This is a genomic window from Gemmatimonadota bacterium (assembly GCA_021295815.1).
Lineage (GTDB): Bacteria > Gemmatimonadota > Gemmatimonadetes > Longimicrobiales > Gaopeijiaceae > JAGWBQ01.
In genome coordinates, this window is the sequence record JAGWBQ010000011.1 from 46,728 (window position 1) to 69,917 (window position 23,190).

The 23,190-nt window shown below is 66.5% G+C and carries 20 protein-coding genes; 12 read left to right on the forward strand and 8 right to left on the reverse strand.

The annotated features are described in order from the left end of the window. Positions 1-4 precede the first annotated feature (4 nt). Positions 5-283 (forward strand): hypothetical protein, encoded by a 279-nt coding sequence (locus tag J4G12_06100; GenBank protein ID MCE2455380.1) that lies wholly within the window; start codon positions 5-7, stop codon positions 281-283. After that, entirely contained in the window at positions 283-1,677 is a 1,395-nt protein-coding gene (locus J4G12_06105; GenBank protein MCE2455381.1) for a dipeptidase, read from the forward strand. The genes J4G12_06100 and J4G12_06105 overlap by 1 nt, the downstream gene beginning before the upstream one ends. On the opposite strand, the gene J4G12_06110 is transcribed toward J4G12_06105, so the two are convergent. After that, positions 1,623-3,971, reverse strand: coding sequence for a DUF2723 domain-containing protein (locus tag J4G12_06110; protein ID MCE2455382.1), 2,349 nt, complete (start codon positions 3,969-3,971; stop codon positions 1,623-1,625). The two genes, J4G12_06105 and J4G12_06110, sit on opposite strands and share 55 nt — an antisense overlap. 104 nt (positions 3,972-4,075) lie before the next feature. On the opposite strand from J4G12_06110, the gene trpE reads away from it, so the two are divergent. Next, positions 4,076-5,665 carry an anthranilate synthase component I gene (gene trpE, locus J4G12_06115; GenBank protein MCE2455383.1) on the forward strand — a complete coding sequence of 530 codons (1,590 nt, stop codon included), beginning with the start codon at positions 4,076-4,078 and terminating at the stop codon, positions 5,663-5,665. Between the two features lie 70 nt (positions 5,666-5,735). Here the strand turns inward: trpE and J4G12_06120 are convergent, their stop codons facing one another. Then, positions 5,736-6,857 carry a hypothetical protein gene (locus J4G12_06120; protein ID MCE2455384.1) on the reverse strand — a complete coding sequence of 374 codons (1,122 nt, stop codon included), beginning with the start codon at positions 6,855-6,857 and terminating at the stop codon, positions 5,736-5,738. A 74-nt stretch (positions 6,858-6,931) separates the two neighbouring features. On the opposite strand from J4G12_06120, the gene J4G12_06125 reads away from it, so the two are divergent. After that, positions 6,932-7,822, forward strand: a complete 891-nt coding sequence (locus J4G12_06125) for a HAMP domain-containing histidine kinase (GenBank protein ID MCE2455385.1) — start codon at positions 6,932-6,934, stop codon at positions 7,820-7,822. Between the two features lie 26 nt (positions 7,823-7,848). Here J4G12_06125 and J4G12_06130 read toward each other — a convergent pair whose 3' ends face one another. Beyond that, positions 7,849-8,775, reverse strand: coding sequence for a TIM barrel protein (locus J4G12_06130; GenBank protein ID MCE2455386.1), 927 nt, complete (start codon positions 8,773-8,775; stop codon positions 7,849-7,851). A gap of 56 nt (positions 8,776-8,831) precedes the next feature. Here J4G12_06130 and J4G12_06135 point away from each other — a divergent pair, with 56 nt between their 5' ends. The 4 genes from J4G12_06135 (at position 8,832) to J4G12_06150 (ending at position 11,840) form a co-directional block, all read left to right on the forward strand. Next, entirely contained in the window at positions 8,832-9,413 is a 582-nt protein-coding gene (locus tag J4G12_06135; GenBank protein ID MCE2455387.1) for a gluconate 2-dehydrogenase subunit 3 family protein, read from the forward strand. Between the two features lie 50 nt (positions 9,414-9,463). Then, positions 9,464-11,107: a GMC family oxidoreductase gene (locus J4G12_06140; protein ID MCE2455388.1), complete on the forward strand. Its 1,644-nt coding sequence runs from the start codon at positions 9,464-9,466 to the stop codon at positions 11,105-11,107. Between the two features lie 246 nt (positions 11,108-11,353). Further along, complete coding sequence (locus tag J4G12_06145; protein MCE2455389.1) at positions 11,354-11,611, forward strand: hypothetical protein; 258 nt, start codon at positions 11,354-11,356, stop codon at positions 11,609-11,611. A 22-nt stretch (positions 11,612-11,633) separates the two neighbouring features. Continuing rightward, entirely contained in the window at positions 11,634-11,840 is a 207-nt protein-coding gene (locus tag J4G12_06150) for a hypothetical protein (GenBank protein ID MCE2455390.1), read from the forward strand. Between the two features lie 90 nt (positions 11,841-11,930). Here the strand turns inward: J4G12_06150 and J4G12_06155 are convergent, their stop codons facing one another. Genes J4G12_06155 through J4G12_06165 form a run of 3 tightly spaced genes read right to left on the reverse strand, consistent with a single transcriptional unit; the run spans position 11,931 to position 15,161 of the window. Next, complete coding sequence (locus tag J4G12_06155; GenBank protein MCE2455391.1) at positions 11,931-12,368, reverse strand: DUF420 domain-containing protein; 438 nt, start codon at positions 12,366-12,368, stop codon at positions 11,931-11,933. A 16-nt stretch (positions 12,369-12,384) separates the two neighbouring features. Continuing rightward, positions 12,385-13,332, reverse strand: coding sequence for a heme A synthase (locus J4G12_06160; GenBank protein MCE2455392.1), 948 nt, complete (start codon positions 13,330-13,332; stop codon positions 12,385-12,387). After that, positions 13,329-15,161, reverse strand: coding sequence for an acyl-CoA dehydrogenase family protein (locus tag J4G12_06165; GenBank protein ID MCE2455393.1), 1,833 nt, complete (start codon positions 15,159-15,161; stop codon positions 13,329-13,331). The genes J4G12_06160 and J4G12_06165 overlap by 4 nt, the downstream gene beginning before the upstream one ends. 212 nt (positions 15,162-15,373) lie before the next feature. On the opposite strand from J4G12_06165, the gene J4G12_06170 reads away from it, so the two are divergent. Continuing rightward, positions 15,374-15,859, forward strand: coding sequence for a hypothetical protein (locus J4G12_06170; protein ID MCE2455394.1), 486 nt, complete (start codon positions 15,374-15,376; stop codon positions 15,857-15,859). A gap of 8 nt (positions 15,860-15,867) precedes the next feature. Here J4G12_06170 and J4G12_06175 read toward each other — a convergent pair whose 3' ends face one another. After that, on the reverse strand, positions 15,868-16,263 hold the full coding sequence (locus J4G12_06175; GenBank protein MCE2455395.1) for a hypothetical protein: 396 nt from the start codon (positions 16,261-16,263) through the stop codon (positions 15,868-15,870). A gap of 224 nt (positions 16,264-16,487) precedes the next feature. On the opposite strand from J4G12_06175, the gene J4G12_06180 reads away from it, so the two are divergent. From J4G12_06180 to J4G12_06190, 3 genes are all read left to right on the forward strand, one after another. After that, positions 16,488-19,478 carry a TonB-dependent receptor gene (locus J4G12_06180; GenBank protein ID MCE2455396.1) on the forward strand — a complete coding sequence of 997 codons (2,991 nt, stop codon included), beginning with the start codon at positions 16,488-16,490 and terminating at the stop codon, positions 19,476-19,478. A gap of 11 nt (positions 19,479-19,489) precedes the next feature. Beyond that, positions 19,490-20,869 carry a RagB/SusD family nutrient uptake outer membrane protein gene (locus tag J4G12_06185; protein ID MCE2455397.1) on the forward strand — a complete coding sequence of 460 codons (1,380 nt, stop codon included), beginning with the start codon at positions 19,490-19,492 and terminating at the stop codon, positions 20,867-20,869. A 122-nt stretch (positions 20,870-20,991) separates the two neighbouring features. Then, positions 20,992-21,822 (forward strand): carboxypeptidase-like regulatory domain-containing protein, encoded by an 831-nt coding sequence (locus J4G12_06190; protein ID MCE2455398.1) that lies wholly within the window; start codon positions 20,992-20,994, stop codon positions 21,820-21,822. On the opposite strand, the gene J4G12_06195 is transcribed toward J4G12_06190, so the two are convergent. Further along, positions 21,773-22,057 carry a hypothetical protein gene (locus J4G12_06195; GenBank protein ID MCE2455399.1) on the reverse strand — a complete coding sequence of 95 codons (285 nt, stop codon included), beginning with the start codon at positions 22,055-22,057 and terminating at the stop codon, positions 21,773-21,775. The genes J4G12_06190 and J4G12_06195 overlap by 50 nt on opposite strands. Positions 22,058-23,190: the final 1,133 nt, after the last annotated feature.

The window sequence follows — 23,190 nt, forward strand, 5'->3', positions numbered from 1 at the left end:
CGTAATGGAGAACTGGATCGGAATCGCGCTCTGGCTGATCATCGGTGCGGGGATCGGCCTCGTGGTCAAATCTCTCAGGCGCGAGCCCAGAGAACAGCCCGGCCACGCCGCGGTGATCGCCGTGCTGGGAGCCTTCGGAGCGCTCATCGGCGGAATGCTGGGGGTGGGCACCTTCCATCTCGACGAACCCCTCTCGCTCTCGATCGGGGGCATGGCGGGAGCGGTGCTCCTGGCTACCGTCAGCGCCGTCCTCTACCGCTGGGGCGTCCGCGGAATGACGTGATGGATCCCGGGGAGTTCGCCGTCGAACACCTGCCGCGCTTTCGCCGGGAGCTGACCGATCTGCTTCGCATCCCCTCGGTCAGCGCCAAATCCGAACACGCCCACGACATGCGTCGCGCCGCCGACTGGATGGCCGCGCGCATGCGGGCGACCGGGCTGACCGCGGAGATCATGCCCACACCCGGACATCCCGTCGTACTGGGAAGCTGGCGGGAGGCGGGCGAGGGTGCCCCCTCCGTGCTCATCTACGGCCACTACGACGTTCAGCCGCCCGAACCTCTCGAGCTCTGGGACTCGCCGCCTTTCGATCCGACGGAACGCGACGGACGCATCTACGCGCGCGGCGCGGCCGACGACAAGGGCCAGCTCTTCATGCATCTCGCCGCCCTGGAAGCGCATCTTCACACCAGAGGCGAACTGCCGTTCAACGTAACGGTCCTCGCGGAAGGCGAAGAGGAGGTAGGCTCGGCCAACCTGGCGCCCTTCGTGCGGGAGCACGCCGAGCGGCTCGCCTGCGACTGCGTGATCATCTCGGACTCGAACATGTTCGCCGAGGGGTTGCCTTCGATCCTCTTCTCGCTGCGCGGGCTGGCCTACTTCGAGATCGAGGTGTCGGGAGCGCGCTCCGACCTCCATTCGGGTCAGTTCGGCGGTACCGTGGCGAACCCTGCCAACGAGCTCGCGCGACTGATCGCCACCCTCCACGACGCCGACGGCAGGGTCGCGGTCCCGGGCTTCTACGACGACGTGATCGAGTGGGACGACGAGACTCTCGCCAGGGTACGTTCGCTACCCTTCGATCCCGAGAAGTTCAGGAGCGAACTGGAGGTCCCTGCGCTGGCAGGCGAAGAGGGATGGAGCACGCTCGAACGCCTCTGGCTCCGCCCGTCCTGCGACGTCAACGGCCTGCTCGGCGGCTACACCGGCGAAGGTGCCAAGACCGTCCTTCCCAATCACGCCATGGCGAAGGTTTCGTTCCGGCTCGTGCCCGACCAGAGTCCGGAGCGCGTGGGCGAGCTGCTCAGGATCCACATCGACCGGGTCAAGGCGCCGGGCGTGGCGGTCGAAGTCCGCGAGCTCCACGGCGGACGGCCCTGGAGAGCCAATCTCGACCCCGGGTTGGTGCAGATCGCCTCGGATGCGCTCGAGACGGCGTTCGGGGTCCGGCCCGTGCTTCAGGGCGAGGGCGGTTCGATACCGATCGTCACGGATTTCGAGGAGCTGCTGGGCGCCTCGGCCCTGCTTCTGGGGTTCGGTCTGCCCGGCTGCAATCTCCACGCACCCAACGAGTGGTTCGGGATCAACGAGTTCGAGAAGGGGATTCAGGCCCTGGTCGAATTTTACTCGTCGGTCGGATCCAGCTCGGGCCGAGCGAGTCGCGCCCAGGAGTTGTAGAGGGCGATCTGCAGCCCCGCGTCCTCCTGGTCTCCCGACTCGATCGCCGCCTCCGCGAGTGCCAGGCGCACCGAGGAGTAGTAGCCGGGCATCCCCAACGTCGAGGGTCCCGGCCAGAACGGCCAGTCCGGCAGCCCGGAGCGATGGATGTAGACCTCCTCGGCCAGAAGACGGGTTCGCGTGCGATCCACCCAGTCGCCGATGATCCGAGAGTAGTCTCGGCCGGCGGTCGAGACCCAGTCCGGCCCTGATGCGGCCGACATGGGCTCGGGGCTCACCCTGAAAGCCAGCCCCTGCCTGCCGATGTGGTCGCGCAGGTGGAGTGCCAAGGGCGGACCCGTGCCCGACGCGAAGTAGATGGGACGGTCGTCAATGGCGTTGACGATGAGATGGATGGCATACTGCTTCCACGGTTCGAGGAAAGTGCCCTCCGCTTCGCTCTCGGCCCGGGGAAAATCGAAGACGAGCACGCTGTCCGCCGTGAGCGGACCCATGGCAACCTCGCCGCGGCTGGACCGGGCGACGATCTCGTCGTCGGACATCGCGATGATGGACCTCGTAGGCCGGCGAACGCCGCCCGGCACCGTGATGGGCACCTTGCCTTGGGCCCGCGCGACCTCCTCTTCGCCGGGCGAGACATAGGCTGCAGCGGTGTTCTCGTAGGTGTATTCTCGCTGACACACGATCCGGGTGGGGGTGGCGGAGGGGTCCGTGTCCGTCGGGCAAGGCTCGGTGATCCGCTTCAGTTGAAGCACGTACCAGTCGATGTTGAAGTACGAGGTGACGACCACGGTCACGTCCCGGCGGATGCCTTCGACCTCCTGGAGGTACCAGAGCGGGAAGGTGTCGTTGTCGCCGTTCGTGAAGATGACCCCGTACGGCTCCACGGTCATGAGCAGGTTGTGAGCCCAGTCCCTCGCGGAGTAGTCCCTGCTGCGGTCGGCCCACTGCCAGTTCAGAGCGAGGGGGATGAGCGCGACGAGAAGCACCGGACTCGTCCGCAGCAAGGTCAGACTCCGCTCGCGGGCCAGCTTTCGCCAGAGCGTCGCGATCCCCATCCCCGCCCATAGCCCCCAGACCGAGAACGAGCCGATAAAGAAGTAGTCGCGCTCGCGCACTTCCTGCGGCCCATCGGCGGGGTACGAGTATCCGTACTTGAAGTTCATGTACCAGATCAGCCCGACCGAGAGCGTGACGAAAAGAGTCGCCAGATAGTAGAAGGAGGGCCGATCCTTTCGGAAGTGGCTGATCGCCCCCCAGGCGCCCAACACGGTAAAGAGTGCGGTGAACGGAGCCCTCAGCGAGCCCAGAAAGGTGTCGGTTCCGTTGACGCTGCGCGCCCACTGCCAGTCGAAGTACTGAATGTAGTTGCCCACTTGCGCGACGATATCGGCCTGTCTCGGGACCAGGGGCGGCTTCTGATACTGGTTTCGGGCCAGAGACTCGGAGAGGGCTTCGCATCCCACGCTTCCGTAGGACGCGATCGAGGCGAGCGCCGAGCCGATGTTCTCGCAGACCGGCGCACCTTCGTTGATGACAGGCTCCAGAGCGGCGCGAATCGGTAGAAAGAGATGGATCGACATCCCGGCGAACGCCGCCGCCAGCACGCCCACGTAGAGCCTCCGGTCGAGGAGCGCGCGGGGATGCACGAGGAGCACGAAGATGACGATGGCCGGAACCGCGAGAGCCGCCATCAGGTGGTTGCCCACGCTGAGCCCGAGGATGAAGGCCATGAGGACTAGGAGGTTGCCGTTTCTCTCCCTGCCCAGCCGTTCCTGCCAGAGGAATGTGAGCCAGGAGAGGAGGGCGATGGTGAGAAGCGTGACCGTGTAGACCTTTTCGTTGACGTTCGACTGGCTCCAGACGGTGAAGGCGGTGGCGCTTACCGCGACAGCCGCAGTCGCCCCGACGACCCTGAAGACTCGGCTATCCGAGAAATGGCGGAGCACGTGGTGGATCACGAGGAACCAGAGCGCGTGGGCGCTCGCGCTCATCAGGGCGCTGAAGAGGTTGACCCGGGTAGCCACCGGTAGGCCGAACGGCTCGAGCAGGACCGACCACGCCTTCGCGAAGACCACGAACAACGGGTTGCCGGGCGGGTGAGGAATGCCGAGGATGTGCGCGGTGGCGATGTATTCGCTCGTGTCCCAGTACGCCGTCGAAGGTGCCAGAGTGATCGCGTAGAGGATCAGGACGCCGAGCCCGACCAGGGCGGCCTCCTTGTACGGCGCGGCGTCGTCGGGGGTGAGGCCGAAGAGCGAGCGGAGGACTGCGGGTTCGTTTGTTGCGTTCATGGCTTGGGGCGGCCTGTGCGGCCTTGCGGCTGTTCGCCGGAAGTGGGATCCGGCCCGAAACCACAATATGACCAGTTTTTGGGGCCTGCGGCTACCTTTCCGCCATGCGAATCTCCCACTCCCTCGACGAATTCCGGGCCCTGGTGCGCGAATTCGAGCAGGATTCCCGCGCCGGCGGGACCTCCGGATCGCTTCCGGACCCCGCCGAGTCCCCTTCGAATGACGATGCCGCCGCGACCGCCGGCACCTTGCTCGTGCCGATCTGGCGCGAGTTCCTCTTCGACACCGAGACCGCCGTCACCGCATACGCCAAGCTCACCGAGCCCCCCTTCGGCTTCCTGCTGGAATCGGTGGAGGGCGGCGAGCAGTGGGCGCGTTACACCTTCGTGGGCAGCCGCCCGGCAGCGGCTTGGCGGCTCGCCGACGGAGAAGTGTCGTGGTGGACCCCGGAATCCGGCTGGCAGCCCAGACAGGTGGACGATCCGCTCGCCGATCTCGACCGACGTCTCCGCGCCCGAGCGCCGGTACCTGTGGAGGGGCTGCCACGCTTCTGGGGCGGAGCGGTAGGATACCTGAGCTACGACGTCGTACGCCTTATCGAACGTCTCCCCGACCCCGCCGCCGATGACCAGGGCTTGCCGGACGCCCTCCTCATCTTCACCGACGTAGTTCTCGCGCTCGACAACCTGCGCGGGACCGCGATGGCCATCGCCCCGGCCGAGATCGCGCCAGGCGCCGCCGACGCCGTGCTCGAGGCCGCCTACGCCGAAGCCGTCGCCAAGGCCGACGCGGTTGTCGCGAAGCTCCAGGAGGGAGAGGGCCCGACTCCGCTCTCCCTCTCCACCGGGCGAGAGGTCGCCTACCGCTCCTCGATGAGCAGGCGGGAGTTCGAGGCCGGGGTGGAGAAAATCCGCGAGTACATCCTGGCCGGAGACGCCTTCCAGGTCGTGCTGTCGCAGCGGCTGAGCCTCCCTCTGCAGTCGTCGCCCTTCGACCTCTACCGAACGCTGCGCTCCCTGAATCCCTCCCCCTATCTCTACTTCCTCGAACTCGACGGCGCATGGATCGCGGGGTCGTCCCCCGAGATGCTGGTGCGTCTGGAGGACGGCACGGTCACGGTGCGCCCGATCGCCGGCACCCGGCCCAGAGGCAAGGACGCCGCAGAGGACCAGGCGCTGGCCCTCGATCTCGAGGCCGACGAGAAGGAGCTGGCCGAACACCGCATGCTCGTGGACCTGGGGAGGAACGATGTGGGACGCGTCTCCGAGTACGGCACGGTGAGCGTACCCGAACTGATGGTGATCGAGCGTTACTCTCACGTGATGCATCTGGTCAGCAGAGTTGAAGGTACGGCGCGCGAGGGGCTGGGAGCGATCGACGTGCTGAAGGCGTCATTTCCCGCCGGGACGGTCTCCGGGGCTCCGAAGGTCAGGGCGATGGAGATCGTCGACGAGCTCGAGCCGGTGCGGCGAGGCCCCTACGCCGGGGCCGTCGGTCACTTCTCGTACGGAGGCGAGAGGATGGACACCGCCATCGCCATCCGCACGCTCGTCGTCAAGGACGGGGAGGCGTGGGTTCAGGCGGGGGCGGGCATCGTGGCGGACTCGGTACCGGCTCGCGAGTTCGAGGAGACTCTGCACAAGGCGGGGGCCCTGCTGCGGTCGGTCGCCGCCGTCGAGGGCGGCTCGGGTTAGCCGGGCGCGCCGGTCCGCACCGGTGCGACGAGGCGAACGGCCTGAGGTCGAGGGCCGAGAAAGGCCGGGGTCAGGAAGGCCGCAGATCGAGGCCGTGCAGCACGCCCCCTTCGGTTATCCCTTCGTACCAGGCCCGCCGGGGGTCGTGTTCCAGCTCCCTGGAGGTCAGCGCCTCCGCCGCCGCGGCTTCGATATCTCCTTCCGCCTGCTCTTCCGTCGCTTTCAGCTCGTCGGCGGTCAGCCCCAGCCCCTTCAGGTGCTCCTCGTAGAGCCCGATCGGGTCGCGCTTCCCCCACGCGGTGAAGAGCGCGTCGTCGAAGGTCGCTCTGGCTTCGGCTTCGTCGTGGGTGGCGTGTCCGCCCATGCGGAAGGTGTCGGCGACGAGCACCGCCGGTCCTTCGCCCGCCCGGCAGAGATCCACCGCCTGCTTCGCCGCCGCATAGACGTCCAGAACGTTGTTGCCGTCGCATGTCCGTCTCGGCAGACCGTAGACCTCGGGCAGTGCGTTCAGGTCGCCGGCGGTGTGCTGGTCGAGACGGGTCCCGAGGGCCACCTGGTTGTTCTGGATCACGAAGACGGCGGGGACTCCGAGCGCGGCGGCCACGACGAGTCCCTCGTGAGCGGCGGCCGTACGCGCAGCCCCGTCGCCGATCCAGGTCAGCGCGACCCTGCCCCGTTTCCTGAAGGCGATGGCGGCTCCGGCCGCGACGGTGGCACTGGTGCCCATGTGGCTGATGGGCTGGAGTACGCCCGCACCTTCCGCGCTCGTCCGGCCGATGTGGAGGTCGCGTCCGCCGGTGGGCGAGTCGGGAGTGGCGAGGTAGCCCCTGAACATGTCGGCCAGGGGCATCCCCATCATGTGCAGCGCCCCGGCGTTGCGGATCATGGGAAGGGCGAGGTCGCGCCCGGGATCGAGAGCGGCGGAGCATCCCACCGTCACAGCTTCTTCGCCCGTTCCCAGCCACGCCTTCGAAATCACACCGGTGCGCACCCAGCGCTTGAGGGCGATGTCGTGGAGGCGGGTGAGCAGCAGATCGCGGTAGAGGCGGAGCAGATCGTCCCGGCCCAGCGCGGCGACCGTTCGGCCACGTTCCGGGTCGGCCTCGATCCTTCGGGCGTATTCGGCGACGAGAGCGGGATCGGGCCGCCACTCGAGGTATTCACGTGGATCGAAGAGACGGCTGCGCTTCATGGCCGAAAGATAGCGCAGGGCCGTCGGCAGGCTATCTTTGGGGCCGGGCAGTCACCTACTCCGTCACCGAATCCATGGTCAACGAAATCATAATCGCCGTCGCCGCACTCCTTGCCGGAGCCCTCGCCGGCCGTCTCTTCGGAAAACGCTCCGCATTGGCCAGAGGACGGGAAGAAGGCCGGACCGCCGGACATGCCGACGGACTCCTGGAAGAGCGAAACCGGAGGGAGGCGACTCTGAGGGAACTGGCGGGGTGTCTATCTCGCGGCGAACTCCCCGCCGATGGCGGAGACGACTCGGCCCTGGCGGCGATCGCCGACGCTCTCCGCGACCGTTGGACGCTTCGCGACGAGGAGCGCAGGGCCGCCTTCAAGGAAGCCGTCGCCCGGGTGAGCGGGTATCTCGATTCGCAGGTGAAGGGCGAGCTCGCGAAGGCGAACGCCGGTTCAGGCGTGAAGGAGCTGCGCGAGGTCATCAGGAAGGCCCTGGGAAATCTGGCCGATGTCAGATCCTTCCTCGAGGAGCCGAAGCCCGCCAGCGGCAGCCACGAGCTCGTCCCGATCCTGCAGGCCGTGGCGAGGGAGTTCGGGGCCGACCAGGGAGTCAGGGTGATGATATATCGTCCTCAGGGGACCTTGCGGGTCGCGGTCAACCCAGACACCCTAAAGGACGCCCTCTACCTGATCTTCCACAACGCCGCCCGTTTCGGCAGGACACCTCCCATCAAGGTCGTGGCTACCTCCGAGGGCGGCAGATCGAAGATCACCGTATCCGACCGGGGCGAGGGCTTTTCGGCCGAGGCGAAGCGACGCGCCTTCGATCCCTTCTACTCGACCGCACCCGACGGGCTGGGGTTGGGCCTACCGCACGCGCGGGGCCTCGTGGAGGCCATGGGAGGCACCGTCGAGCTCGGTAACGCCCCCGAAGGCGGAGGCGTCGTGACTCTGAGCTTCGACGGCGCCTGATCGCCGGCGGACCGGCTGGGCGATAGCTACGCGCTTTCGCAGAGCTCCACGGCGGCGGCCAGCGACGCCAACGGATCGTCGCTCCGCGGAATGAACTCGTGCGCCATGAATCCGGTGAAGCCGGTCTCCCTGATGGCGCGGACTATGGCCGGATAATGCAGCTCCTGGGTCTCGTCGATCTCGGCGCGCCCGGGCACGCCGCCGGTGTGGTAGTGGCCGATCCACTCGCGGGCGTCCGTCAGCGTGCGGATGATGTCGCCTTCCATGATCTGCATGTGGTAGATGTCGTAAAGAATGCGCACCCGCGGCGAGGCGACCGCTCGCATGACCTCGAGGGCGTAGGCCATGTGGTCGCCGATGTAGTCCACGTGGCCTCCCGGCTTCGAATTGAGAACCTCGACCAGTATGGTCACCCCTTCGGCCTCGGCGATGGGCGCACACTCCCGGAGGCAGCGGATGGAGTTCTCGATCCCGATCCGGTCCTCCATGCCCCGTCGGTTGCCGAAGAAGCAGATGACGTTCGGCACGCCTTCCGCCGCAGCCCGGGGCACGTGGGTCTCGAAGGCCTCAACGATGGTCCGGTGATTGGCTGGATCGTTCAACCCGTCCTCGATGGTGCCCGCTCCCACGTCGCCGCACGACACCGTGAGACCGTGGTCCCGAGCCGCGGCCCACTCGTCCACGGTCAAAAGATCGACGGCGGTGAGGCCGATCTCACCTATCCTGCGGAGGAAGGGCACGAGGGGTATCTCGTCGAAGCACCAGCGCGCGACCGACTGGACAGGCGTGGCGGCTGGCTCATCTCCCGGCCGGCCCGACTCGCTCGCCGAGTCCGCTTGCTCCGGCGGCAGGGGACCGCCCGGTCCGGTGGCCGGCAATGCTCCCGGTATCGCCAACCCCAGCGATGCGGCCCCGGTTGCCATGAGCGCTTCCCGTCTGGTATAGTTGTTCATGTCGCCTCGGCGTGAAGATCGAGAGTGAGCGGGATTCATTGACCCGGGAGTAAACTATGGAGAGAAGAAGAGCTGTCCAGCTCCTGGGCGGGGCGCTGAGCGCTCCCCTGGCGACATCCTCCGAGGCGCTGGCCGAACTCTTGACCTTCGGAGCGCGCGTTCGAGCCTCCGTGCCCGCCGACCAAGCCCCTTCCGATCTCCTTACGCCGACACGAGCGCGGGCCCTGGAGGCGATGGCCGAGATCGTGATCCCGCGGACCGACACCCCGGGTGCGGAGGCGGCCGGCGTAACCGAGTTCGTGACCGCTCTGGTCGACGGATGGCTCGACGACGCGGAACGCGAGCCCTTCCTCGCCGGCCTCGACGACGTGGACGTCCAGGCCGTCGATCGCTTCGGCGCCGTCTTCGCGGAGTGCTCCGATGAAGAGCGCTCGATCATGATCGCCGAATTCGACGACGACCTCACGCGGCGACGCTCCGAGGGTCGCGCCTCCGGCCACTTCTTCCACGGCGTGAAGCGCTTCACCCTGACCGCGTACTTCACCTCCGAGGCGGGGCTCGCCGCCTTGGGCCACCGCATCGCGGTACGCAGGTTCGAGGGGTGCGCCCCCCTCTCCAATCCGGAGGGCTGCCCGTGAACATCCGCCCGAAGAGAGACGAATACGACGTGATCGTCGTGGGCTCCGGCATGTCGGGAGGCTGGGCCGCCAAGGAGCTCTGCGAGCTCGGCGCCAGCGTGCTCGTGCTTGAAGCCGGCCCCATGATCGTTCCGGAACGCGACTACGGCGAACACCTGCCGCCCCACGAGATGACCTACCGGGGCTGGAACGATCGCAAGGCTCTGGCGGCGGAACAGCCGGTCCAGCGCGACTGCTACGCCTGCGACGAGGTCGCTCGCAAATTCTTCGTCAACGACATCGAAAATCCCTACACCACCGATCCGGACAAGCCCTTCAGCTGGATTCGCGGAAGACAGGTGGGCGGTCGCTCGATCATGTGGGCGCGGCAGAGCTACCGGCTGAGCGATCTCGATTTCGAGGCGAACCTCAAGGACGGCAACGGAGTCGACTGGCCGCTGCGCTACGCGGAGCTCGCACCCTGGTACGACCATGTGGAGGCCTTCGCCGGGATCAGCGGGCGGGCCGAGGGGCTGCCGCAGTTGCCCGACGGGGTCTTCCTTCCGCCCATGGAGATGTCGTGCGTCGAGGCGCAGGTGCGGGACGGCATCGCGCGCGCCTACGGGGACGACCGACGCATGACCATCGGTCGCACGGCGGTGCTCACCGTCGATCACGAAGGGAGACGCGCCTGCCACTACTGCGGCCCGTGTCACCGGGGCTGCATCACCCGAAGCTACTTCAGCTCGATCAACGCCACCCTGCCGGCGGCCGAAGCCACCGGTCGTCTCGTTCTGCGCCCCAACAGCGTGGTGGCCGAAGTGCTCTGGGACCCGCGTTCGAGCCGGGTGTCGGGCGTGCGGGTCGTGGACGCCGAGTCTCACGACGAGCTCGAATTCACGGGACGGACGGTCTTCCTGGCGGCATCGGCGCTCGAGTCCACTCGCCTTCTCCTCAACTCGAAGTCGTCCGACTTCCCGGACGGCCTCGCCAACTCCAGCGGCGTGCTCGGCAAGTACCTTATGGATCACACCATGGGGGTCGGCGCGCACGCGAGCTTCGACGGGTACGAAGATCGAGTCATCCGTGGTCGTCGCCCGAACGGCATCTACATCGCCCGCTTCGCCAACGTGACCGAGCCGCGGTCGGACTTTCTGCGCGGCTACGGCTACCAGGGATCGGCATCACGCGCCGGATGGTGGCGGGGCGAGTCCATGGCCGGGTTCGGAGCGGACTTCAAGAACGAACTGCTGAGCCCGGGGCCGTGGAGCTTCGGCATCGAGGGATTCGGCGAGTGCCTTCCCCGCGAGGAGAACCACGTGCGTCTGGATCCCGAGCAGGTGGACAAGTGGGGCATACCGACCCTGCGCATCAGTTGCGCCTGGGGCGACAACGAGCGAGCCATGATGCGGCAGGCGGCGGAAGACGCGGCCGAGATGCTGGAAGCCGGCGGCGGTCGGGACATCTCCATCGACTACCAGCTGCTTCCGCCCGGCCTCACCATCCACGAGATGGGGACGGCGCGCATGGGGCGAGACCCGGCGACTTCGGTTCTGAACGCCCACAATCAGGCGTGGGACGCCCCCAACCTCTTCGTCGTCGACGGCGCCTGCATGACTTCGTCGGCCTGCCAGAATCCCTCGCTCACATACATGGCGCTGGCCGCTCGGGCGAGTCACTACGCCGTGGACGCTTCGCGTCGGGGCGAACTCTAGCCCGGAGTTCTCACACCCACAAGAAAGCACCGGCCTCCGAGGGGTTTTAAGTCTATGTAGCGCATGAACTTGACATGACTCGAGGCACGCCGGAAAGGGTGTACGCCACCGGAGGGCAAGAGCACGCTGAGCCGGCTTGAGCACGCACCTACCACCACTACTGCTTCCTGCCGCTGTACATCACCTGCGGCGGACGCCCGCCCCTTTGCCCTGCTCAGGCCCGGCAACGCCGACCCGGCCGGAGGGGTGACCGGACCGCTTGGCCGCATCCTCGCCCGGCTCCGCCAGGAGTGGCCCTGGCTGAAGGTCCTGCTCCGTGCCGATTCCGCGTATGTTCAGTCAGGTCTTGCGCGGTTGGCGACGGCGGCCCATATTTGTTCGGTGACCGTATTCCTCATCAAGTTTAAAGGCCCTAACCATGGTCGGTATCCCGAAGCGCCCCCCGCACTTTCTTGGCGGCGATCCTCCTGCCACTCGCCACACGGAGATACGCGGTGCCATTGAGCTGATAGGGGAGGGGAGATAAATGTCCGAGCGAGCCGAGGCCTGGGCCGAAAAGTTGAGCGTCGTTGGCTGGACCCTGGGGGCTACGGCGGTCACCCTCTTGATGGCGGCGTACTTCGATTATCCTTGGGTAGTGGGAATCGGGTTCCAGGTCCTCCTTACAGCCGCAGTTGTCGGCGGCGTCCTGCTTTACGGTAAGGCGAAGGCCAGTAAAAGCGGGGACCGGTAGACAAAAAAGCTGGCGTCTCTACTAGCGGCCTGCGGCGAAACTCGAGCGAGAGCCGAGAGCGGCTGAGCGTCGGTGGGTGAAGGCCGATCCCTACCGGTACCCGAACACATGGTACAGCAGGACGTAGACGACGAGCCCGGTCACCGACACGTACGCCCACACCGGCAAGGTCCAGCGCGCGAGAGCGGCGTGAGCGCGGAATCGCCGCCGCCCGACGAGAAAAAGCAGCCTCGCCACGAGGGGTACGACCACCGTCGCCAGGGCCATGTGCGAGAATAGGATTACGAGATAGACGGTCTTCGCCGCACCCTCGGCATCGACCTCGTGAGTGCCGGTCACCAGAAAGCGGGTCACATAGGAGAGCAGGAAGATCGCGGAAGAGCCTACCGCGACGACCATCGCCGTCCGATGCGCATGGAGGCGTCGCCGTCGTACTGAGCGGTACCCGACGAACAGCGCACATGCGCTGGTCGCGTTGAGCAGGGCGTTCAGGAAGGCGAGGCCGTCGCCGAGCGTCTGCGAGTCCATGTTGGCCGGCTCCCTTTCAATTGGCGGCCCCGACGGCCCGACGGCGATTTCCAGGGCCGTCGTCCATGAGGGTGTCGAGTCGAGCGAGTCTGACCAGGCAGAGCAAGAGCAGCGCTGCCCCCAGCGTGTGCGCCGAGACCAGCTCCACGCTGAGGCGGGCAAGGACGGAGAAGATCCCGAGGAGGACCTGCGCGGCCACGAGACCGAAAGCGGTCCAGCCCCACTTCGCATCCGCCGGCGTCCTCTTCGCCACCCGCCGCGCCAGCCATGCCACAGCCACCAGCACGGCGAGCGCGAGCAGACGATGGATGAAGTGGACGGTGACCAGAGGGTCGGCGAAGACCGGAATCACTCTCCCTTGGCAGAGAGGGAAGTCGGGACAGGCGGTGCCCGCGTCCATGTGGCGCACGAGGGCCCCGGACAGCGACTGGACGAAGACGAGTATCGCGACCCACAAGGCCGCCCGGGAAACCCGATCCGCCTGCGGGTCGTCGGCCGGTTCTTCCCCTGACGGACGTCCCGTCCACCGGCCGGTAGCCGACGCGACCACGAAGGCCAGCGCCAGGAAGACGAACGCGAGGCCGAGGTGGGTCGTCGAGACCGCGTCGGGCAAACGGTAGATGACGGTGAGGCCGCCGAAGACCGCCTGAACGAGCAGGAGCCCCAAGCCCAGCCAGCTCAGCCGTTCGATCGCGCCCCCTCCCCCCCCCTGCGAGCGTAGCGCCCAGATCGCGATTCCCCAAATGACGATCAGCCCGCCGGCGACCAACCGGTGCAGGTGCTCCCAGAACACCCCGCCGACCATGCGCGGCATCACCTGTCCGAAGCAGAGCGGCCAATCCGGACAGGCCAGGCTCGAGCCTGTGGCATGCACGACGCTGCCGAGCGTGATCAGGCCGACGGTCCACAGAACCGCGAAGGCGTAGAGACGCCCGGCGAGCGTCCATGAAGCCGGGCCGGTCACTCAGTTCCGCCCTCTTCGAGCCACCCGAACTCTCCGGCGAGCGTCCGGCGCGCCACTTGGTTCGCGGCGAGGTCGTCGTTGTCGAAGAGCGTCGCGAAGCGGCCCTCTATGCGGGAACGCGCCCTCCGGCAGAAAATGTCCGCGAGCGCCTCCGCTCCCTTGTCGCCCCGTGCGCTCACCCGCCGCGCATGGAGCAGCGTGGCGGTCATGGCCATGAGGTCGGTGCCGTTGTCGACGAGACGGGCGAGCACGGCCTGCCTTTCTTCGAGCCCTGCCCCGTACCGCGCCATGGCGTGGAATATCTCCCGTGCCAGCCGTGCCGAACTCGCGGAAATGAAACGGGCGTGCCCGGCCAGCGGTCCGAACCAGCGGTAACGCGGCCAGCCGTGCCATCTCAGGAAGCGGGTCGGATACCACCATGCGTACCGGGCCGCCAGCCGCGCCGCCGTTTTAAGCTTGCGCCCCGATCCCGCGCGCGGATCGAGCAGCGGCCGGGCGGCTCGGAAGTGCCAGTCGGTGGCCTCGCGGGCGATGAAGAGGTGCATGATTTCGCTCGACCCTTCGAAGATGCGGTTGATGCGCATGTCGCGGAGGGCTCTCTCGATGGGCCAGACGGTCTCGCCGCGCGCCGACAGGGAATCGGCGGTCTCGTAGCCGCGTCCGCCCCTCACCTGCATGGCGTCGTCGACGACCCGCCATCCGGTCTCGGAGGCGAAGAGCTTGGCCATGGCCGCCTCGATGCGTATGTCGAAGCTGCCCGCGTCCGCCAGCCGGGAGGTGAGCTCGAGCACGGCCTCGAGGGCGAAGGTCGAAGCCGTCACCCGGGCGATCATCTGCGAGACGGCGTCGTGCTCTCCGACCGGTCTTCCCCACTGGACCCGCTCGTTCCCCCAGCGCCGGCACATCTCGACCGCCAGCTTGCCCGTGGTCGCGCAGGTCCCGATCAGCGAGAGCCTGCCGGTGTTCAGTGTGATCAGGGCCAGCTTGAGCCCCTTGCCTTCCTCCCAGAGCAGGTTCTCACGCGGCACCATCACGTCCGTGAAGCGCATGACTCCGTTGGAGATCGCCCGCATCCCCATGAACTCGCACTCCTGCGTGACTTCGACGCCGGGCCAGTCCGTCTCCACCATGAAGGCCGAGATCGGGTGGTTGGGGAGGCTCGGGCCGGGCGGCGTCCGCGCCATGACGACGATGATCTCGGCGCGAGGACCGTTCGTGGTCCAGAGCTTCTCGCCGTTGAGCACCCAGTGGCGTCCGTCCTCGGAAAGCTCCGCCGAGGCGGCCATGCGCGCCGGGTCCGAACCCACGTCGGCCTCGGTGAGGGCGAAGGCGGAGAGCGCTCCCTTCGCCAGCCTGGGCAGGTAGCGCTCCTTCTGCTCGTCGGTGCCGAACTTGATGAGGGGAGCCGGTACCCCGATGCTCTGATGGGCGGAGAGGTAGGCGCTGGTGGAGGCGCAGCGCGAACCCACTATGGCGAGAGCGCGAACGTACGAGAGCTGCGAGAGCTCCAGCCCGCCGTACTTCCGCGGAATCTTGATGCCGAAGGCTCCTATCTCGGCCAGGCCGTCGAGGATCGCCTGCGGCACCTCCCCTTCCCGGTCGAAGCGATCTCCGTCGATTTCCGCGTTCGCGAATGAGCGGAGCCGGTCGAGAAACGCGGCGGCGCGACGGCGCTCCTTCGGGTCGGCGGGAGGATCCTTTCTTAAGAGGGTGGGATCGAAACGTCCATTAAAGAGCTGGGCGGCGAAACTGGGGAGGACGAGTTTCTCGTCGCGAGCGTGCTCGGCCACCGCGCGCGCCTCCGCTGCGGTCACGGCGGCTGTCTTCACTTCACTCAGATCCCCCCCTTCGGGCGAAGCGGCCCGTGGACAACCCCTCACGGAACTTGAACGGCTTCTGCGCCCGGGCGGCTTCCCGAGCGTCCCGGCGAGCTACCCGCACACGCCGAACTTGCTCCTTCATCGCCCCTTTTTCGGCGAAGGCCCCGTCGCTGTCGCCGCCGCCCGCTGGACAGCGCCGCGGTTCGGCCCAATATTGGAACATGCCTCAGGACCGATTTTCATCGATCAAGCTGATCGCCCTCGCCATCCCGATCGTCATCGCGGGCGGCTGCGTGTCGTACGCGCAGACCTCCGTAGCCGAACTCGAGCCGACCGACAAGGTCCGGATCGAGATCGACGACTCCGAGGTCGCGCGGCTGCTCGCGTTCGTGGACGACCGTTCGCAGTCGGTCTCCGGCGACTTCGTCCACGCGTCCGAAGACTCCATCTCGGTGGTCGTGCGCACTCCGGCCTCCTACTCCAAGGTCTCCATCCCCCTGTCGGCGATCGTGCTGCTCGAGCGTGGCCGCACCAACGTCGCCGCGAACGTGATCGGTTCGGCGGCGCTGCTGGGAGGACTGACCGCGATCGCGGTCGCGGGATTCGACGGCGGCGGCCAGGATCCCACCGATCTCGGCGGCACCGACGAGTTCAGGGGACGCGTGGTTCTGATCTCCCTGCCGCTGAGCCTTCTCCTGGGCGGGTAGCCGGGCTGCTAGAACCCGAGGAAGGGCAGCGCCTGTCTGTCGATCGCCTTCATGCCCGCCACGAACATCCCGAGGACAATGACGGTCGCCGCGGCGTAAGGCAGGTGAGTGCGTTCCGCCGCCGGCCGGCGGCGCATCACCATGGGCACCACGTGGGCCAGACCTGCGGCGAGCACCATGGTCGCGATGTGACCGATGAGCTGGGAATAGAAGGGCCGGGTGAAGAGCATGACCGCGCCCAGAAGCACGTTCAAGTCCACGCTGGCGGTGAAGGTCGCGGAAAGTATGCGCATGGTCCGGTCCCACGGACGGCGGGTCGCCATCGCCCAGAGGGCGTAGAGGACGAGCGCGAGACCGGCCAGCAAGACGAGGTAGCGTAGTCCGGAGTGCGCGTGAAAGAGCATGTGGTCGCAGGTTGTGGGTGGAGATCGTCGCGTCCGCGCGGGCGGGACACGGGACACCGGAGGCTACCCCGTAAGACCCGCCGAGTATCCGCGTAGCTATGTGGTTTGGCCTGCTGCTGTTTTAATGCTATCTTCCGTCGCCTCTTCGAACGCTGAGGAGAAGAGCCTGCCGGGGGCAGAACGCTCCCTTCAGGCATACGGTTCAACTTCAGAACGGGGGAAATATGTTCCGAACGAAGTTCGCAGTGGGACCCTCCCGGATCATGGGACGCGCTCTCATTGGAGTCGCGTTGGCGCTCGCTGCAGCCTGGGCACCGGTCCAGGCCCAGGTGGGCACCGTGACGGGAGTAGTGAGGGATGCCGCCACCGGCCAACCGATCGCCGGAGCGCAGGTCAGCATACCCGCACTCACGATCGGCCGTGTGGCCAACAACGTCGGGCGGTACCTCCTGCCGGCGGTGCCGACAGGGACGCACACCATCACCGTCACCTACATCGGTTACGGTACGGCCGAGGCCGAGGTCACGGTGTCGGCCGGGGGCACGGTCACCCAGGATTTCGACATCGATTCGGAGACGATCGGCCTCGAAGGTATCGTGGTGACCGGCACCGCAGGCGCAGCCAGGCGGCGTGAGATCGGCAATTCGATCAGCCAGATCAACGAATCGACCATCGCCGCTCAACCGGTGACCACGGTAGCCAACATCCTTCAGGGGCGCACGGTGGGCGCGACGGTTCTCTCAAACGGCGGCATGATCGGCGCAGGCAGCACGATCAAGCTGCGGGGGAACAACTCGATCTCCCAGGGCAACTCGCCCCTCATCTACGTCGACGGCGTGCGCATGCGTTCCACCGGCCTAATCCATTCCGACGAGGCCAACCAGCAGACCAACCCGATCGACGACATCAATCCGGACGACATCGAGCGCATCGAGGTCATCAAGGGGGCTGCGGCGACCACCCTCTACGGGACCGAGGCCGCCGGAGGCGTGATCCAGGTCTTCACCAAGCGTGGGGCAGCCGGTGCGCCGGCGTGGAGCCTGAGCATCGACCAGGGCGTCAACAGCCTCGGTCACATCGGCCCCTCCGCCGACATCAACCCGACGGGGCTCGGGCTCAACAATTGCAACTTCACCGGTAACGACGCCTTCCCGGGCGGCGACCCGATGTTCCCGGCCGATCCGAGCTGTCCGGCCTCGGGTTCGTGGCTCAAGAACGGCTACATGCAGCGCTACAACCTTTCCGTGCGCGGCGGAGCCGAGAACGTCAACTACTTCATGTCGGCCTCCTGGGGCGACAACCGCGGCGTCTTCGACGGCGCGGCCTGCGCGGAGAACGTCGAAGGCGCGGTCCAATGCGGCGCGGACGCGGGCTACACCGAGCCTGACCAGGGCCAGCGGTCCTACAGCGTGCGCGGCAATTTCAGCTTCACCCCGGTCGAGGGGTTGGACGTGCGCTGGAACAGCTACTACAGCCACAAGAACGTCGACTGGCTCCCCGACGGCAACAACGCCGAAGGCATGCTGCTGAACATCTTCCGCGGTGGATCCGACTACACCAACGACGAAGACGGCAAGGTGCTTACCATGGGCGTCCAAAACCTGAACGACCACTTCGTCACCGGCTTCAACTTCCTATACTCGACCGGCAGGATCATCCACCGGCTCGACACCGGACTCGACTGGACGCGCAACACCTACTACGAAGATCGGCCCTGGGGCTACTTCTACGTCCCGCTCGGCAACCGCGAGGTCGACGACAGGACCACGAGGCAGCTCACCTTCGACTACGCCGGTTCCTGGGCAACCAACTTCGGCGAAATCTCCTCGTCCTTCTCCTGGGGCGGTCAGCTCTACGACAACTTCAGCTCCGGCGTGAACGGCTACGGCGACGACTTCGCCGGTCCGGGCGCCAAGGTTCTGGAGTCCGGAGCCATCACGGAGGCCTTCGAATACAACTCCAAGGTCACCAGCGGCGGCTTCTTCCTCCAGGAGCAGATCGGCTTCGGCGACCGTCTCTTCATCACCGGTGGCGTGCGCGTCGACGGTCACTCGGCGTTCGGACAGGATTTCGGCCTTGCTCCCTACCCCAAGGCCTCGCTCTCCTACGTCATCTCCGACGAGTCCTTCTGGGGCGGCCCCATCAACTCGCTCAAGCTGCGGGCGGCGATCGGCGAGTCCGGCAAGGCGCCCGGTCTCTTCGCCGCCGCGCGGACCTGGGAGTCGGTCGCGGGCGACAACGGGCAGCCGGCCGTCACTCCCGACAACCTCGGAAATCCCAACCTCGGTCCCGAGCGTACGATCGAGATGGAGTTCGGGTTCGACGGCACCGCGTTGGACGGTCGGGTCAGCTTCGAGGCGACATACTTCGATCAGGCGACGCGCGACGCTCTCGTCAACGTGCGGCAGCTTCCGTCCGGCGGCTTCGTCGGAACCCAGCTCGAGAACGTGGGCGAAGTTTCGAACAAAGGCTTCGAGTTCATGGCCGACGCAACCGTGATCGCGACCGAGACCATCCGCTGGAACTTAGGCGGCAGATGGTCCGACATCCGTTCGAACGTCGTCAGCCTCGGCGGCCAGGAGAGCATCAACCTCGGTTGGCGGAACTACATTCGCGTGGGCCACGCCCTTCCCGAATTCTGTCACGACCGCGTGCAGAACCCGGAAGCGATCGGTGCGCCGGAGTTCGAGGAAGAGTGCCTGGGTCCGACGACTCCCGTTCGTCAGCTCGGCCTGAACACCTCGCTCACGTTAGCCGATCGGCTGACTTTCGATGTCCTCGGCGAAGGGATGTACGGCCACGTGCTCTCGTCCGGCACCGCCTACCAGAACGCGCGGCGGAACGTATGGCCGCTCTGCCGTCACGTCGCCAACGGCAGCACGCCGGCCTCCGGCATCGACGAGACTCTCAGCGCGCTCGACAACGCTCTCTGCCACAGGAGCCACACGCGTTACGGCATGTGGACTCAGCCGGCGGACTTCTTCAAGATCCGCGCAGCGAGTCTCAGCTACAGAGTCCCCGAGGACATTCTCCCCGAAACCATGCGGGGCCTCACCCTCCGGGTCCAGGGCCGCAACCTCTTCACCTTCACGGACTACGAAGGTGTGGATCCCGAGGCGTTCGAGGACGGTTCCGCCGAGGTGCTGTTCCGTCAGGAGTACTACAACCTTCCCCCGATCCGCAGCTTCCAGCTGTCGGTGAAGGTTGACTTCTAGGAGGACGCAACATGACCAAGACAACCAACCTGCGCGCCACCTTCATGGCGCTGATCGCTGCCGGCGCCGTCAGCCTGGGGGCGTGCGACGCCAGCCTCTTCGACGTCAAGAATCCCGGGAGGATTCTCGACGACGACCTCAACACCGCCGAGGGCGTCAACGCCTTGGTGACGGGAATGTCCTCGGACTTCTCCGCCTCGTACGACGACCTCACCTTCATGGTCGCCAGGCTCACCGACGAGCTCGTCGGCTCGGGCTCGTACTTCTCCACCGGCCGGCTTCGCCGCGGTCTCTTCGACTCCGAGGATTCCGACGGATACTGGAACGGCGTCCAGCGCGCTCGCTGGGTGGCCGAGGGCGGGCTGATCCGCATGGCGGCTATCGAAGGATACACCTTCGAAAACAACCCCAACACGGCACGGGCGTACCTCTTCGCCGGCATGGCCAATCGCTGGTTCGGCGAGAATTTCTGCGAAGTCGTGTTCAGCAAGCCATACACCGATGAGAATCCCGGTCCCGCCGGAGAGGTGGACACCGGCGCACCCCTGCCGCGTTCGGCGGCCTTCACCCGGGCGATCCCGGCGCTCACCGCAGCCGTCAGCCACGGCAACGGAGCCGGTGCGGACGATATCGTGAACGCGGCTCGCGGAACTCTGGCGCAGGTGTACGTCGGGCTCGGTGACTGGCAGAACGCGCTGAACTTCGCGGCGCAGGTGCCCACCGACTTCGTGTACTCGGCCGAATACTCCTCCAACTCGGGTCGCGAGGAGAGCCAGGTATACAACGAGACCCACCGACGTTCGGAAAGCTCGGCGATCATGACCACGGCGGGCACGGTCGGAGCCAACGACCCGCGGACACCGTGGACCAACTGCTACGACCCGGCCAACGGCTGCTCGCAGGGGATCAGGAATGGAGCCGACGGCACCACCCCGCACTACCGCCAGGACAAGTACGCCACCCTGGACGACGACATTCCGGTGGTGAAGGGCACGGAGATGCGCCTCATCGAAGCCGAGGCGGCTCTGCTGAACGGCGATCTCGGCACCTTCATCGCCAAGATCAACGACGTGCGCACATTCTGGGAGCTCGATCCCATCGATCCGGGAGCGGTCACGGGTGTCGGTTCGCTCACGGGCGATCCCGAGACTCGGAGCGCTCACAAGACCTCGATGAACGGATGGGACATCCTCGACCGCGAGCGCAGCCTCACTAACTGGCTCGAGGGAAGGCGTCTGTGGGATCTCCACCGCTGGGACCATCCCTATCTCACCGGGGGCGGCATCATCTACGAGACCACGGTGGCGAGGCGGGCTTCCTGTCTGCCGATCTCGGACCAGGAGTGCCAGGTCAACGAGAACGTGGACTCTTCCAAGTGCTTCACGATCTGACCTGATGCACTGACCCGGATTCGTCCGCTTCGGGCGAACCCGGCGACGCGCCGCCCTTCGGGTTCCGAGGAACCCGGGGGGCGGCGTTGTCATATCGGCAGGTGTCGATTATGCTTATTCGCATGAGGATACTGATTCCGCTGATCGCCCTGACGCTCACCGGCCCGCTCGCCGCCCAAGAGACCGTCACCATCAGGCAGGTGAGGGTCGAAGGCGAGGTCATCGACCGGAACAGCGGCTTGCCCATCGCAGGAGTCTTCGTCCAATTCCCTCAGCTGGGACGCGCGGCCCTCAGCGACTCGTTGGGCTACTTCTTTCTCGACGGCGTCCCCGTCGGCGAGCAGGTGCTGTCGACCCACCGGATCGGTTACCAGGCGCTGAGCGCGGTCGCTCCCGTCGTCGACGGCGAAATCCTGGCGCTATATCTGACGCCCGGCGTGGTCGCCCTGCCCGGTATCGATGTGAAGGTCGCTCCCGGCGGCGATGACGGACGTAGCGGCGACTACATCGGACCGGAAGAGATAGCCGAAATGGCCGACCGCACCGACAGGATGCTGGAGGTCTTCCGGACCAAGGCGCCGCCGAGGCTGCGCATCGAGCAGAGCGGCGGCAACGGCAGCATCGTCTTCTGCGTGCAGTCCAGCCGACGCCGCCCTTCGGTCCAGGAGGTTCTCGACCTCGGAACCGGCTGCCATCCGGCCATGATCGTTCTCGACGGCACGCCCATCTACACGCCGCCGAGCAATCGCGAGTTTGCAGGCATCCTCTCTCCGAGCCTGCCTGCCGATGTGGCCGCGCTCATACTCGAGCAAAGACCGACCGAGGTGCGCAGCATCCGGGTGCTGACCCCGACCGACGCCTTCTTCCGCTACGGAGACGCCGGTCGGCTCGGGGCGGTCGAGATCACCACGACGCGGGGCGGGCGGGGGCGTGAAGGAAGAGGAACGTTGTAGCCTCGCTCATGTCTCCGCCCACGGCACCGGCCACGAGTCGCCACAGCGCATCCCGTCGACGCACATGCACCAGCTCATGCGACACGACCATCTCGCGCCGGCCGGACGTCCAGTTCTTAGCAGACGCGGGAAGTAGAATCACGGGCCTCAGCGGACCGCCCGTCATGGGTGTGGAAACCTCGGCACTGGACAGGATTCGAGCGTCACCGCGCAAGCGCGTTCGGTGTCGGAGCATACCATCGACCGTATCCAGTCCAGATCACGTGTCGGGGTCGCCCCCCGCACGAGCTTGCGGAAACGAAGGGCGGCAACGCCGAGGGAGGCGAGCCCAACCCCGCAGCCGAGTGCCCAGGTGAGGAACACGCTTGCGGCGAGAGTCATCGGGACCGAACCGTCGGCCCGAGAAGGCAACGGCAGGTATTGGGTCGGGACTGGAGCCACGGAATTCGGTCGGCGACCCGAGGTGGGACGATTAGCCGTCGCTGATGGCCCGCTCGCTGTCTCTTCTGGGAAATGGAACTCGATTGCTGTGGTCCGGGCGGGAAGATTGGGAAGGTCCCACGAAGGGGCCAGCAGTCTCAGCAATGGGAACACGAGCTGCACCGAGAAGGTCGTCGTCCACAACAGATGCAGTGTCTTCGCGGAACCGCGTCTCGCAAGCCAGGCAAGAACGAGCGCGACGGACAGGACCACCGTATAGTGCCCACCGCTCCAGCTCCGGCGGCGCAACCCGAATCTCCCGGCTCACCTCGCCGATGTCCTCGCCCCGCAGCAGCCGTAAAACCACCTCGGCCTTCCGCTGCGCGCTCCACCGCTTCGGAAGGCTCCCCGGCCGGCCGCGGCTCTTCGTCGAATCCTGCTCTTTCGTACTCCGAGACATCCCGTGCCTCCTCTCTCTTGGACCCCGAATGGGTTGCTAAACTACTGTCCAGAGAAACCGGGGGCACTATATCGGGACCTTCATCAAGCGCTACAACAACAGCTGGCTTCTCCAGCGCCACGGGTACATGACCCCGGCCCGGGCTCGCGATGTTTAAGCCGTCCACTTGTCCAGAAAACCGGAACCGGTACAGTCGGTACGTTATCGTACAGGTGTTCCCCCGCGCGATGCGGGCGAAGCCCCACAGAGACCAACTCACGACCCACATGACCGCGCCTAACCTTAACTGGATCGCCAACTACACCTGGGGCATCGCACCCGCCCTCCCAACCTTGTTCCCGACATGCCAAGATCACCCGGCAGGCCGGGCCTTGGAGCTCAGAGCTTGGCGCCGTGTTTCGGAAATGCCCTCGTTCGGCGCAACCAGCCTCCCCTGATCAGAAGTCCACAGCTAGCCTCGAATGCTTACGTGGATTAAGAGACTCTGG

Coding starts and splice junctions, on each gene's coding strand:
- J4G12_06100 (MCE2455380.1), top strand. CDS start 5: ATGGAGAACTGGATCGGAATCGCGCTCTGGCTGATCATCGGTGCGGGG.
- J4G12_06105 (MCE2455381.1), top strand. CDS start 283: ATGGATCCCGGGGAGTTCGCCGTCGAACACCTGCCGCGCTTTCGCCGG.
- J4G12_06110 (MCE2455382.1), bottom strand. CDS start 3,971: ATGAACGCAACAAACGAACCCGCAGTCCTCCGCTCGCTCTTCGGCCTC.
- trpE (MCE2455383.1), top strand. CDS start 4,076: ATGCGAATCTCCCACTCCCTCGACGAATTCCGGGCCCTGGTGCGCGAA.
- J4G12_06120 (MCE2455384.1), bottom strand. CDS start 6,857: ATGAAGCGCAGCCGTCTCTTCGATCCACGTGAATACCTCGAGTGGCGG.
- J4G12_06125 (MCE2455385.1), top strand. CDS start 6,932: ATGGTCAACGAAATCATAATCGCCGTCGCCGCACTCCTTGCCGGAGCC.
- J4G12_06130 (MCE2455386.1), bottom strand. CDS start 8,775: ATGAACAACTATACCAGACGGGAAGCGCTCATGGCAACCGGGGCCGCA.
- J4G12_06135 (MCE2455387.1), top strand. CDS start 8,832: ATGGAGAGAAGAAGAGCTGTCCAGCTCCTGGGCGGGGCGCTGAGCGCT.
- J4G12_06140 (MCE2455388.1), top strand. CDS start 9,464: ATGTCGGGAGGCTGGGCCGCCAAGGAGCTCTGCGAGCTCGGCGCCAGC.
- J4G12_06150 (MCE2455390.1), top strand. CDS start 11,634: ATGTCCGAGCGAGCCGAGGCCTGGGCCGAAAAGTTGAGCGTCGTTGGC.
- J4G12_06155 (MCE2455391.1), bottom strand. CDS start 12,368: ATGGACTCGCAGACGCTCGGCGACGGCCTCGCCTTCCTGAACGCCCTG.
- J4G12_06170 (MCE2455394.1), top strand. CDS start 15,374: ATGCCTCAGGACCGATTTTCATCGATCAAGCTGATCGCCCTCGCCATC.
- J4G12_06175 (MCE2455395.1), bottom strand. CDS start 16,263: ATGCTCTTTCACGCGCACTCCGGACTACGCTACCTCGTCTTGCTGGCC.
- J4G12_06180 (MCE2455396.1), top strand. CDS start 16,488: ATGTTCCGAACGAAGTTCGCAGTGGGACCCTCCCGGATCATGGGACGC.
- J4G12_06185 (MCE2455397.1), top strand. CDS start 19,490: ATGACCAAGACAACCAACCTGCGCGCCACCTTCATGGCGCTGATCGCT.
- J4G12_06190 (MCE2455398.1), top strand. CDS start 20,992: ATGAGGATACTGATTCCGCTGATCGCCCTGACGCTCACCGGCCCGCTC.
- J4G12_06195 (MCE2455399.1), bottom strand. CDS start 22,057: ATGCTCCGACACCGAACGCGCTTGCGCGGTGACGCTCGAATCCTGTCC.